The following is a 13,029-nucleotide window of genomic DNA, read 5'->3' as shown; positions in this document are numbered from 1 at the left end:
ATAATTTAGTTGATATGAAAAACATCACCTCTGCCCTGTTACTTACCTGCCTGTCGTTAGCGGTATCTGCGCAAACCAAAGTAGACGACGGCCGGCTGTTAGATTATTACCAAACACAACGCTTTGCCGAAGCCTCAGCATATTTGAAGTCGGTGTATACAGAGCCCGTTACCGATAAAAAAGCATTGTCGCAGTTGGCGTACACGTCGAACATGGCAGGTAACCTACCGGATGCAGAACGGTACTACCAGCGCATATATGATGCAGACTCCAGCAACACGGGCGTACTGCTTAGCCTTGCCGGCATAAACCTGCGCCGGGGGAACAATACTAAAGCAGAAAATTATTACTTACAGCTTATAAAAAGAGACAGCTCCAACTTTTTGGTTTACAAGCAGCTCGCCCGCATTAAGCAGGAGAAAGGCGATATAGCCGGCAACATAGGGTACCTGCAAAAAGCAAATAAGCTGAACCCCACGGAACCGGATGTAGCATCTGACCTGGCGGAGATGTACATTAACCTGAAGATGACCCCGGCGGCAGAAAAGGTGCTTAATGTAGCCACAGCTGCCGACCCGGAAAATATTGTACTGCTGGAAAGCCTGATGAAGCTTACTTATGCACAAAAGAAATGGCAGGAAACAGTAGATGCTTGTTTAAAGCTGATAAAAGCAGGCAGTGAATCTAGCATGATAAAAACCAAGCTGGCGGTATCTTATTACAACCTAAAAAACTACACCTGTGGCGTGGAGACCCTTGCGGAAATACCTGGAATTGGCCAAAATGAATTCACTTATTATTATTCGGCCATGTGCTTCAAAGCACTTAAGGATAACAAACAGGCTATTGTGTTTCTTAATAAGGCTATAACCGATGGCATATCTCCCAGCATAGCATCTTACTACGGCGAGATAGCAGATAGTAATGAAAAGCTCATCAGGTATAAAAAGGCAATAGCAGCCTACCAAAAAGCACTGCAGTTCGACGAGAACCCAATGCTTTACTACTCGCTGGCAAACTTATACGAAACCTATCTTAAAGATAAACCCAGCGCGGTAAGGTATTATAAGAAATACCTCGCAACAAAGCCGCCACTAGTGCAAAAGGATTATATAGCCTACGCCACCAGCCAGGTAGAAAAAGGCAAATAATGTTAGCGCTGCATTAAGCGGGCAACGTACTTTCCAATAACGTCAAACTCCAGGTTTACAACACTTCCCTGGCGCACATTATGCAGGTTGGTATGCTCGTAGGTGTACGGGATAATGGCCACTGAAAAATAGTTAGGTCCGGAGTTGACAACCGTAAGGCTTATACCATTAACGCAGATAGAACCTTTTTCTACCGTAACATTGCCAATGGCAGCGTCGTACTCAAAGGTATATTCCCAGCTGCCCTCCAATTCGGTAAAATTGGTGCATACCGCGGTTTGGTCTACGTGGCCCTGCACAATGTGCCCATCCAGCCGGGCATTCATTTGCATGCAACGTTCCAGGTTCACCGGCTCACCAATTTGCAGGTGCCCTAACGAGGTTTTGTTCAGCGTTTCTTCGATCGCCGTAACGGTGTGTGTACCGTCGGTTACGGCAACAACTGTGAGGCACACGCCATTATGCGCTACAGACTGATCTATTTTCAACTCGTTAGCTATAGAAGATTCAACGGTGATGTGCAGGTTGCCCTGTTCCTGTTTCAAATCAGTTATCTTACCCAGCGTCTCAATTATACCTGTGAACATTATTAAATTCTAGATTGTTGCGGCAAAGATATTGAGGCGATGTGATATCGCGAACTGCTGAATGTCATTTTTGATGATAAGAAGATGCGCTATTTAAAGCAGCTTGGCAGGTCTATGCGCCTGTTGCGGAGGTCCTTCCCTCCTTCCAGTACAGATTTTAGATTTGTTAGATAAAAAGTCCATCCAATTTGGCACTGTACCAGCAAGTTTTTTGTCGGGTCGGGTTCCTGTGGTATATCTTCCTGCACAAGTTCCACTATGGTAAGGCCGTTTCGGGTACTTAGGCTAACCGTAACGGTGGTGTTTTGGGTGAAGGTGAATTTAAGCTGATCTTTTCCGTTCGCTTCCAGCACACTTCCGCGCTCTACCACATCGTTATCGTAACCGTGCCAATGCCATTGATAGGTATCATCTTTTGAAATCTGTTCATCAGCCTGGCGTTTGCGCATTGCTATAGAAAAGAAATCTGCTTTACGCAGAAACCAGCTCTCCAGTCCGCCAGGCGTTGCCCATGCAAGATAAACACTGCGCAAATCGGCGCGGTAATCGCCGCAAAGTTTAAATTGTTTCCAGCGGATGTCTTCCATGGCAATAAGAGGTTAATTGGTTTGTAAAGTAAAACTAAGTATAATGTGCGGTGTTTTAATTATCAATCAAGCCATTATGCCAAAACAAAGTGCCGGTATCCTGCCGTTCCGTATTCATCATAACACCCTGCAGGTGTTCCTGGTTCATCCGGGAGGGCCTTTCTGGAAAAACAAAGACGCAGGCGTATGGTCAATAGCTAAAGGCGAGTACGAAGACAACGAAGAACCAATTGATGCTGCAAAACGCGAATTCACTGAAGAAACGGGGCAAACCATTGATGGTGAATTTACAGATATTGGATATGTTAAATACAAGAATGGCAAAGTAGTACGTGCCTGGGCGGTGGCCGCCGATGTTGATGAGCAAAACATTACAAGCAACGTATTTAAACTGGAGTGGCCGCCAAAATCAGGCAAGATGATTGATGTGGAAGAAGTGGATCGCGCCGGGTGGTTTGATGTGTCGACAGCAAAAGAAAAGATTATCCCCGCACAAGCCGAACTGATAGCGAATTTACAAAAGTTGTTGGACAGCAACCGCTAATCGCCCGGCTCATAATCCACCGGAAGCATGTTGGCGAGTTTGGCTTTAGACCAGGTACCTTCATAAAGCGGACTTTCGGCAACAACAATTCCGTTCATGTCGAAGATGGCGTAGTGCTTGCTGTTGAGTGTGATTACGCTGGTCTCAAAATTTTCCATGTCCAACGGCCGGTATATGTCCCTGAACTGCTCTTCCTCATGCTTTTTAGTGTAAACCACATACAAGTAAGCCGGGAAAGTTATGGCAAAGATTCCCTCACTTGGTGTACTCCTCACCACATTAGACGACGTAAGCGGAGGTTTTATCAAATTCTCATGCCACCATTTTGGCACCTGTTGCTGGTTATACCAATACAAAGCAGAGTCGCGGTTAACCTCGCGGTATTGCTTTAGCTTACGCAGTACCAGTTCTTCCGGAGGGCGGTTTGGGTTGGGTTCGCGGGTGTAGTTGTACATTACAAAACCCTCGCTGGCAAGTTTATTCCTGTATAACGACCGATAAAAGTGCTGCGGCGAACCGTAGTAAGCTTCCTCACGTTTTGCTTTCCATTTCTTTTTCTGCGCCTCGCTGCCGGGCAGATCCTCGAACAAAGCCTTGCCCGAATAGTAAATAGTGTGCGATATACCGTCGCTGCTAAAGCTATTGAGGAGGAACTTGGTGCGGTAGCCTAAAGCAGCATTTTCTACAATCAGGAACTCATCTGAAGACGCTTCAAGGGTTTGTTTCTTACGAAAGTATACCAGGTCCAGAACCCGGGGATTCACAACCTTGCACAGCTTGGCGTTATCATTTACGCCGATGAATTCTTTCTTGAACTGCTCGTAGTTTTTCTTCCAGTCGGCATTGCTGATGATAGTCACCTGCCGCATCATCATCACCTTGGGAGTGAGTTCTATCTGCATATTTATCGGCCCGGAGCCCACCAACACTTCTTTAGAATACTCTTCAAAGCCGATCACCGTTACCACAAGGTTGTACTGCCCCGGCTTTACACCTCTTAGAGTGAAGCTGCCGTCCTCGGCAGAGGCTGTGCCGTAGCTGGCATTGCTGAGAAACACGCTGGCATTAGCAACAGCGCTTTTAGTTACTGCGCTGGTAAGTTTACCGATTATCAAACCATTTTGCGCCATACATACAATCGGCAGGCAAAAACATAACAACACAAACCAAAAACAGCGCATTAACAGGGTTTATTATTTATCGCGAATAAAGCTAAGATTTATGAAGAAGAAATGAAAACGCATTGGTGCAACTGTAACAATAATGTTGAGTAGAATGGCAAGGCTTAGTCGCGCCATAGGTACGGAAAAAGTATTAGTGATGAGGCGATAACAATAGCATTTATAGCAAATAGCACCCCTATGCTGCCATAGCTCACGCTGCGTTCCAATCCATCCATTGCGGCTTTACTCACACGGATAAGCACCAGTATCACAGGAATAACCACCGGAAAACTAAGAATGGCCATCAGCGTACCATTATTGGCCGCTTTGGAAGCAATGGCGGATATCATGGTAAATACGGTAGAAAAGCTGGTACTGCCCAACAGCACGGCAATAAAGTAAAAAGGCATGTCGCCCACATTATTAGGGAAGAACAATAGGTAAACTACTATGGCAAGCAAGCTAAGCAAACCCATCAGCAACGCATTGTAAATGGTTTTAGACAGGATAATAGCCTGCGGACTAGCAATGGTGTAGTAGTAAAGCAACCTGCCCCTGCCCTCCTGCATAAAGCTCTTGGCAATTGCATTTACCGATGCAAATAACATTATGATCCAAAATAGTATGTTCCACACAATTGGATACCCGGCACTATCGCGAAAGCCGGCGTTAAGATTGAACGAGATGTAGCAAACGAATACCGTTGAAACAATATAGAGCAGTATGCCATTGAAAGCATACTTGGAACGCCACTCCAAAACAATCTCTTTTTTTAGCAGGTTAGTGGTTTCTGTAAAAAGCGCCATTGGCGCAAATATATGCAATAATGCAATCCATTTATTAGCTTTACAGTTTATGAGGAAACTTGAACTAAGGGGTAAATGGGTTTTGGTTACCGGCGCGTCTTCTGGTTTGGGGCAGGAAATGGCAAGGCAGCTGGCAGTAAAATACAGCGCTAACCTGATAATTGCTGCACGTAGAAAAGACAAGCTGGAAGAACTTAAAACAGAACTGGAGCAAACCGGCATCTCAGTAAAAGTGATGACCGCCGACCTTTCCGTACATGACGATGTGGTAAGGCTAATTGACGACTGCCTTGCAGATGGTAAATTGTACGGCGCTATTCTCAACGCTGGCATCACTTACTTTGGCAGGCACAGCGAATTACCCTGGGAGCAAGCCGAAACTATTGTTAAAACCAATGTAAGCAGCGTAGCTTATATGACAACACGCCTGGTAGCACATTTCGAGAAAACAAAGGCAGAAGGTGGCGTGATGATCGTAAGCAGCATGGCTGCCCTGTTCCCGGTGCCATATCAGGCAATATACTCCGCCAGCAAAGCTTTTATACTGGCGTTTGCCAATGCCCTGTCCGCAGAGATACAAAACCCCGCACTGTCGTTAACGGTATATGCCCCCGGTGGGATAGCTACAGAAATGACCGAAGGTAAAAAGTTCGACGACCTTAAGGGTTGGCTAATGCCGGTCAAGCAGGCAGCAGCTGAGGGACTAAGTGCATTTATCGGCCGAAAACACATACATATCCCTGGGTTTTTCAACCGCGTTGGTAATGTGTTCATGAACTTTTTGCCAAGAAAGTTTCTTACTAAAAACATGGGCAAGGTATACTACAAAGCACTTTTAAAAGCCGAAGGCGTATGAGTAATGTTTGAGGCGTACCATAAAACACCGGTAGGTTTTGTGCGCATACGTGCAGATGAACATGCGATCACATCTGTAAGCATCAGGGATGAAGAGCATGAAGAAAGTGTATCTGCATCTCCGCTAATTGATGCAGCTATTTTGCAATTAGACGAATATTTTGCAGGTAAAAGGCAATCTTTTAATTTGCCGTTAAATCAGTCAGGTAGTACTTTTCAAAAGGAGGTTTGGGATAATTTGATGAGCGTACAGTTTGGCACGACGATGAGCTACCTGCAGCTGTCCAACCAAATGGGCAATCCGCTGGCGATTCGTGCTATCGCTACAGCCAACGGTAAAAACAACTTGTGGATAATAGTGCCGTGCCATCGCATTATTGGCAGCGATGGTAGCCTTACCGGCTATGCAGGTGGCCTTTGGCGTAAGCGGTGGCTGTTAGATCACGAAGCAAGTGTTTTGGGAATTGGGCAAACTAAATTGTTTGTGTAAAATTGTTACTCTTATTCACCAATTCAGCTATTTTCTTGTGTAGTTCTTCGGGCTCAAACGGTTTGGGTAGTACATCATTCATCCCGGCGGAGATTGCCTCCTTATGCTCGTGCTCATAAGCAGCTGCCGAAAGCGATATGATCGGTACGCTCCGGTTTGGTTCCTCAAGCTCCATTCTTATTGCACGTGCAGCCTGGTACCCGTTCATACCCGGCATGTGTGTATCCATTAGTACAAGGTCGAAGTCTCCATCCTTTAGCTTTTCTAACGCGACACTACCATTATCTGCAACTTCTACATTTATGCTCCAATCCTTAAGCATCTTGATGAGCATAAATTGGTTAATCATGTTATCCTCAGCCACCAGTACATTCAGATTGGTAAATGGCTCAAGCGTTTTGCTTTTTTTGACAGGCTTCTTTTCAACTGTTCTTGCAACCGCAAACCAATTAATAAAATTAAAAACGCTACCTTGCCCTACCTGGCTGCTTACGGTAAGTTCGCCGCCTTTAAGTTCAACCAATTTTTTAACAATAGTTAACCCTAAACCAGTCCCACCGTATTTGCTTGTGGTATCATCTTCCGCTTGTTCAAAAGAATCAAATATTTTAGAGAGGCTTTCTGTAGCAATGCCAATTCCTGTGTCTTCAACGCTAAATTTCAGTTTCACGTTATCGCCCTGCTTCTGTAGTACAGACACCTTTAGCTTCACCTCTCCCCTGTCGGTGAATTTAATTGCATTACTTAGCAGGTTCATCAAAATCTGGTTTATCCTTAAGGAATCTATTATCAGATTTTCGGGAACATCATCATCAACACTTATTGTGAACTCAATGCTTTTTTCGTCAGCACTGAATTTCAACAGGCCGTGAACCGACTGAATTATCTCTCTAATGTTGTGGGAAGAACGTACAATGTTAAACTTTCCGGCCTCTATTTTAGATATGTCCAGTACATCGTTTATAACGCCAAGCAATGATTTGGATGATGTCTCCATCATGTTCAGCAAGTTATTTTGTTGTTCATTTACACCCGTGTTACGCAAAAGGCTTGTTAGTCCAATTATACCGTTGACGGGTGTACGGAGCTCGTGGCTCATGTTAGCTAAAAACGTTTCTTTTACCTTTCTGCCATATTCGGCAGCTTCTTTGGATTTTATCAGTTGCTGCTGATAACTTTTTTGTGGCGTATGGTCGCTAATGTTCATGAAAAGCACTTTGTTGCGATAGGACACACGGCATTCTGCCCACATAATGCTTTTATCAAACGTATTGAACTGGAACTCAAATACAGAGAACTTTTGATTATCCTTTATAACTTGCCCGAGCCGTTTTTTGAATGAATCCTGATCAGATTCTATAGCCAGGTCGATAATGCTTTTGCCATAAACTTCAGCTTGTTTATAGCCTAATAAATCTTCCACTGCCGGGTTGATCGTTTTGATGCGGAGCGTACTGGCATCAACAGAACAAATAATATCCGCGCTATGCTTTATTACTATTGCGTAGTTCTCCAGTTCGGTATTCTTAAGTTTTATTTCTTCCTGAGAACGGGCAAGTTGTATAAAGGAGTCTACCTTGGCAGAGGTAACATAAGGGTCAAGCGGCTTGTAAAGGTAATCAACAGCTCCGGCACCAAAACCCTTTACTACATATTTGCTTTCCTTTGATATAGCAGTAACAAAAATTACCATTATATCTTTAGTTCGCGGGTTCGATTTAAGCATCTCTACCAGTTCAAACCCATCCATTTGGGGCATCTGAACGTCAACAAGCGCTATTGATATATGATTTTCCCAGGCAATCCTAAGCGCCTCATTGGGAGATGTTGTAGTAAAAAGCTTTATATCCTTACGTTCCAAAAGGGCTTGAAGCGTAACAATATTTTCTTCCCGGTCGTCAACTACCAGGATGTTAATGGGGGCCATGTAATAAAAGGTTAAGTACTGTTTTGTAAAAGCTCAAAAATCTCCGTCGTGTGCAATATATATTCGGCAGCATCAATCCCTATAGCGGCGCCCGGCATTTCGCTCATCTCGGCGTCTTCCGGATTTTGAGCTATTGTTAAAGCTCCGCTTTGCCTCAATTTCAAAAGGCCGTTGGCACCATCCTGATTAGCACCTGAAAACAAAATAGCGGCACAATCCTTTCCATAAGAATCTGCAACACTTTCAAAAGTAACGTCAATAGACGGCTTTGAATACCATACTGATTCAGACACATCCAGCGAAAAGTAGCCACCTTTCTCTACCAGCGTATGATAATTTGCCGGAGCAATATAAATAGCATTACTATCTATCGGGTCCTTATCGCTAATTTCCCGGATCAACATACGACTGTTTTCTGCAAACAGTTTTTCTATTTCGCTAAAAAAATTTTTCTTCCGATGAATAACAATGATAACCGTCTTCTTAAAGTCGTGAGGGAACATTTTAACCATGCGGAACAATAGCTTAAACGAACCTGCCGACCCACCTAAAAGCAAGAATTTGGCGGCCTTAAAACGTTTTATCAAATCGTCTTTAGCTGCCAATTTTTTGATAGATGTTTTCCTTCTGATTAATCACCTTAAACTTCTTGCGAAAGTTGTCGCTGCGAATAGTCTCCTTATTTCCTAAACACAAATAACCCAGCGGGCAAAGGCTGTTATAAAACAGATCGAGAATTCGCTCCTGTAACTCTGTCTCAAAATAAATAAAAACGTTACGACAGCTGATCATTTGAAACTCGTTGAATACAGTGTCGGATATGAGGTTGTGTACGGAAAATAAAGTATTTTGTTTCAACTCGCTGTGCACAGCGGCAGCATCATACATTATTGTAAAGTGATCTGTTATGGAGCCGGGCAATCCGGTAAGCATATAGTTTTCCGCATAGCTTTTAATCTTGCGTAAACTATAAATACCTTTTCTTGCCTCTTTAAGCACACCGGTATTAATGTCGGTACCGTAAATAAAAGATTTCTTCGCCAGGTTCTCCTCTTTAAGCAAAATAGCTACTGAGTACACCTCCTCGCCTGAAGAACAGCCGGCACACCAAATCTTTGCATGCTGGTAAGTGGATAAGTATGGAACAACCTGATCACGTAAGGCCCTGTAAAATGCGGGATCACGAAACATTTCGGTAACGTTCACGGTGATCTCTTCTAAAAACTCCTGAAAAAAAGCCGGATCGTTTACAAGGATATGTTTCAGGTCATAAAACTCAAGCTTTTTCAGCATCATAATACGGGCAAGCCGCCTCTTAAACGATGCTTTGGTATAGTCGCTAAAATCAAACCCATGAATCTTCCGCACGAGGTCTATAAGCTCGGTTAACTGGGCAGATGTAATATTTATTTCCTTACCTGTAATTTCTCTCATATCAGCTATCAAGCCACAGCTGCATAAGGGCAATAAGCCTGTCCATATCTACTGGCTTGGTGATGTAGTCATTTGCGCCGGCTGCTATGCACTTTTCCCTGTCGTCCTTCATTGCTTTTGCGGTTAAGGCGATAACAGGCAATTTTGACCATTTGTTTTGCTTACGGATATACCTGGTAGCTTCGTACCCATCCATTTTTGGCATCATTATATCCATAAGCACAATATCTATATCCGGTACTTCTTCCAGCTTGGCAATGGCCTCTTCCCCATCATTTGCAATCACCACATTCAGGTCATACGTCTCAAGCGCGCTGCTCAATGCAAAAATATTGCGCATGTCGTCATCCACTACCAGCACCTTTTTACCTTTAAGGCTGTCCTTGGTAGCAGCAATGGCCTTCTTAGGGGATATTGCTGTTGATGATTGCTGTGCGCCGGATGTCTCACTGATTTTGTTCAGGAAAAGATTAACCTCATCAATAAGCCTGTCGCTTGATTTGCTGGTTTTTACCACCATGGCATTGGCATATTGCATCAGCCTGTTTACTGAACTTTTATCAAGTTCCATAGCGGTGTTAATGATCACAGGTAAAGAAGAGAACTTTTCATCTGCCTTAATCTTGTCCAGCAGGTCAAGTCCGGATATATCAGGCAAATTGAGGTCAAGGATAACGCACTGATAGTCGTTTTCATTAAGCATCCTGAATGCCGATTCGCCATCAAAAGCCTGATCTACGGTAATGCCCTGTGCTTGCATCAAATCTTTTAATGCCTGGCTTTGTGCCTTATGATCTTCCACAAGCAAAATCTGCTTGAAACTTGTGCCGCTGGTGCTCATAATGTCTGTAAACAACTTATCCAGCGATTCTGTGCTAATTGGTTTCTTTAAAAAGCTTATAGCACCTTCGTTACGTACCCGGTTTGCTGCGGCATCTCCTGCCGACATCATGTGTACCGGAATGTTTACGGTTTCTTCGTTTGCTTTAAGCTCCTTTAATATTTGCCAGCCGTCTTTACCAGGCAGCATTATGTCCAATATGATAGCGTCAGGCTGCTTTTCTTTTATAATGTCGACAGCCGACGTACCGTCATGAACCATAACGGCTTTATAACCATGATCACGGGCGTAATCCTGCAATATGTTTGCAAAGTTTTTGTCATCCTCAACAATTACTACAGTTGGTTCACCTGTTGAGGTTGCCTTCTTCGGTACAGAGCTTAAGAAATTGGTAGGTGGTGTAAATGTTTCTACCGTCGGCACGGATGGTTCTTCTTTTACTTTAGCTACAGCTTCAAAAGGCAATATCAGGGTAAATTCGCTACCCTCAGCCGGCTCGCTGGAAAGTGTAATGTAACCGCCCAACAGGCTAGCTAGTTCGCGACTAATTGAGAGCCCCAGACCTGTGCCACCGTATTTACGGCTGGTTGAGCCATCTGCTTGTTGGAAGGCTTCGAAAATGATTTTTTGTTTTTCGGCAGGTATTCCAATGCCTGAATCCTTTATTGAAAATGCAATGGTATTTGCTAACGGCCCCGGCTTTGCGGTGACGGATATCTTCCCGTTTTCCGGTGTGAACTTGAAGGCGTTAGATAGCAAGTTCTTTACCACTTGTTCTACCCTAACCTTGTCGGTAGTGATTGTATCCGGAACATCAGTCAGAGTGGTTTTAAAGTCAATGTGCTTGTTAATAGCCATTTCTGCAAACAAGGATTGCACGTCGGCCAAGATGTCGGCAATGCGGATATCCTCGATTTGCATATCCAGCTTGCCCGATTCTATTTTCGAAAGGTCAAGAATGTCATTGATCAGCGTAAGCAGGTCGTTGCCGGCATTAAATATGACACTGGCATATTTGATCTGATCTTCTGAAAGGTTAGCCGGTTTGTTATCCTTTAAAATGCGTGCAAGTACAAGTATACTATTTAGCGGTGTGCGCAATTCATGGCTCATGTTGGCCAAAAACTCCGACTTGTAGCGTCCCGTTGTTTCCAGTTCGTCGGCCTTCTGCGTGATAGATTGGCGGGCTTCTTCTATTGCCTGGTTCTTTTCTTCCAGCAAACTTGCTTTTTCTTCAAGTTCGGCGTTAATGGTACGTAACTCCTCCTGCTGCACGCGTAGCTCTTCTTCAGAAGCTTGCAGCATCTCGGTCTTATTCATCAACTCTTCGTTGGTAACACGCATTTCTTCCTGCTGTGCTTCCAACTCTTCTGCCTGTTGCTGGGTTTCCTCAAACAGGTCGTGCATAATGGTACGTGCCTGTGCGGTGTTTACTGCTATACCTATATCATTTGCCACCAAAAGGATGTAGTCCTTAACACTTTCCTTCAGTTCGCCACGGAAACCAATTTCCATTACGCCCTTTAGCTTTTTATCGAAGAAGAACGGAACAACAATGGCTTCAATCATCTCATCCTGTACCAACGATGATCCTAAAACCAATTTATCGTTCAGCTTTCCTTTTACAACTACAGCACGCTCGTCCTGTGCAGCCTGGCCAATCCAGCCTTCAGTAATGTTAATACGTGTCTTTAAACCGCTTTCGTCACCAAAGGCGTAGGATGCGTAAAGATCCAGATGATTCTCAGCCTCATTAAATAGATAAATAGTGCCCGTTAGTGCGCCGGCATAAACACACACTTCTTTTAGAATATTGCTGCTGAGTTCTTTTTCACTTTGCTGACCCTGCATCTTTTCGTTAAGGGTGCCTGTGCCCGTGAGCAGCCAGTTTTTCGATTCGTTTTCGGCCAGCACTTTTTCCAGCTCAATATTAGCAACACGAATCTCCTCTTCAATTTTCTTCTGCCTTGCAAAGGTGCCTTGTATGTAGTAAAACAGTATAACAACAATAAGTACAAATACCATTGAACCAATAAGGATAACGATAATGGCTCTGTTCGATGCAGCATCAGACTTAGCTTTGCGCTGTGCAAGCAAACTATTCTCCATGCTTATAACGCGCTCATTAAGCCCCCGGATACTGTCCATGTTCTGCTTGCCGTTTAGGAACATATGGTTATTCACCATAAACTCCAGGCCTTTTGCTTCACGAGTCTCAATATTGGTTTTTAATACAACCAGTTGCCTGTTTACAAGGTCTTTTAATGAATCTATCCTGCGTAGTTGCTCCGGATTGTCCTGCACCATTTGTGATAGCTGGTACAAATTTTCGGTTATACGTGGCACCGCCTGGTTGTAAGGTTCAAGGAAAACTTTGTTATTGGTGGCACCATAACCGCGCATGCCGGTTTCACCATCAATAAGCAATTGCAGAACATTGTTGGTAGTTTTTATCACCTTCTGAGTGTGATCAACCATTACGGTGTCATCCTCTAATTGCTTTATACTATTAAATGATAGTACGCCAACAGCTATAACAAGTATAATTGATACCGCAAAACCTGCCAGTACCTGGTTTCTGAACGAAAATTTAAACATTGAATAAGATGTGGTTTTATCGTACAAATATGTTTAAAAAAACACT

Annotated in this window: 12 protein-coding genes; 4 read left to right on the top strand and 8 right to left on the bottom strand. The window is 43.8% G+C overall.

Features of this window, described 5'->3' with window-relative positions:
* Positions 1-14: 14 nt before the first annotated feature.
* Positions 15-1,151, top strand: a complete 1,137-nt coding sequence (locus DYU05_RS03555; RefSeq protein WP_117381599.1) for a tetratricopeptide repeat protein — start codon at positions 15-17, stop codon at positions 1,149-1,151.
* A 2-nt stretch (positions 1,152-1,153) separates the two neighbouring features.
* On the opposite strand, the gene DYU05_RS03550 is transcribed toward DYU05_RS03555, so the two are convergent.
* Entirely contained in the window at positions 1,154-1,738 is a 585-nt protein-coding gene (locus DYU05_RS03550; protein WP_117381598.1) for a riboflavin synthase, read from the bottom strand.
* An 89-nt stretch (positions 1,739-1,827) separates the two neighbouring features.
* On the bottom strand, positions 1,828-2,325 hold the full coding sequence (locus DYU05_RS03545; RefSeq protein WP_117381597.1) for an SRPBCC family protein: 498 nt from the start codon (positions 2,323-2,325) through the stop codon (positions 1,828-1,830).
* 76 nt (positions 2,326-2,401) lie between these two features.
* On the opposite strand from DYU05_RS03545, the gene DYU05_RS03540 reads away from it, so the two are divergent.
* Complete coding sequence (locus tag DYU05_RS03540; RefSeq protein ID WP_117382943.1) at positions 2,402-2,869, top strand: NUDIX domain-containing protein; 468 nt, start codon at positions 2,402-2,404, stop codon at positions 2,867-2,869.
* On the opposite strand, the gene DYU05_RS03535 is transcribed toward DYU05_RS03540, so the two are convergent.
* A complete protein-coding gene (locus DYU05_RS03535) occupies positions 2,866-3,999 on the bottom strand; it encodes a carboxypeptidase-like regulatory domain-containing protein (RefSeq protein WP_165851985.1) in 1,134 nt (377 codons plus the stop codon). The two genes, DYU05_RS03540 and DYU05_RS03535, sit on opposite strands and share 4 nt — an antisense overlap.
* Positions 4,000-4,154: 155 nt before the next feature.
* A complete protein-coding gene (locus DYU05_RS03530) occupies positions 4,155-4,838 on the bottom strand; it encodes a heme exporter protein CcmB (protein ID WP_117381595.1) in 684 nt (227 codons plus the stop codon).
* A gap of 49 nt (positions 4,839-4,887) precedes the next feature.
* Here DYU05_RS03530 and DYU05_RS03525 point away from each other — a divergent pair, with 49 nt between their 5' ends.
* Both DYU05_RS03525 and DYU05_RS03520 read left to right on the top strand, forming a co-directional pair.
* The gene (locus tag DYU05_RS03525) at positions 4,888-5,694 is read left to right on the top strand and encodes an SDR family NAD(P)-dependent oxidoreductase (RefSeq protein WP_117381594.1); all 807 of its coding nucleotides are present in this window, start codon (positions 4,888-4,890) and stop codon (positions 5,692-5,694) included.
* Between the two features lie 3 nt (positions 5,695-5,697).
* Positions 5,698-6,183, top strand: a complete 486-nt coding sequence (locus tag DYU05_RS03520) for a methylated-DNA--[protein]-cysteine S-methyltransferase (protein WP_117381593.1) — start codon at positions 5,698-5,700, stop codon at positions 6,181-6,183.
* On the opposite strand, the gene DYU05_RS03515 is transcribed toward DYU05_RS03520, so the two are convergent.
* Genes DYU05_RS03515 through DYU05_RS03500 form a run of 4 tightly spaced genes read right to left on the bottom strand, consistent with a single transcriptional unit; the run spans position 6,167 to position 12,983 of the window.
* Positions 6,167-8,110 (bottom strand): response regulator, encoded by a 1,944-nt coding sequence (locus tag DYU05_RS03515; protein WP_117381592.1) that lies wholly within the window; start codon positions 8,108-8,110, stop codon positions 6,167-6,169. The two genes, DYU05_RS03520 and DYU05_RS03515, sit on opposite strands and share 17 nt — an antisense overlap.
* Positions 8,111-8,121: 11 nt before the next feature.
* Positions 8,122-8,715, bottom strand: coding sequence for a chemotaxis protein CheB (locus DYU05_RS03510; RefSeq protein WP_117381591.1), 594 nt, complete (start codon positions 8,713-8,715; stop codon positions 8,122-8,124).
* Positions 8,705-9,544 carry a CheR family methyltransferase gene (locus DYU05_RS03505; protein WP_117381590.1) on the bottom strand — a complete coding sequence of 280 codons (840 nt, stop codon included), beginning with the start codon at positions 9,542-9,544 and terminating at the stop codon, positions 8,705-8,707. Before DYU05_RS03505 ends, DYU05_RS03510 begins: the two co-directional genes overlap by 11 nt.
* 1 nt (position 9,545) lies before the next feature.
* Entirely contained in the window at positions 9,546-12,983 is a 3,438-nt protein-coding gene (locus DYU05_RS03500; RefSeq protein ID WP_117381589.1) for a response regulator, read from the bottom strand.
* Positions 12,984-13,029 lie beyond the last annotated feature (46 nt).

This window comes from Mucilaginibacter terrenus (assembly GCF_003432065.1).
GTDB classification, from domain to species: Bacteria; Bacteroidota; Bacteroidia; order Sphingobacteriales; family Sphingobacteriaceae; genus Mucilaginibacter; species Mucilaginibacter terrenus.
Note: the sequence above shows the minus strand (reverse complement) of the source record. Positions and strands in the feature narration are given on the sequence as shown.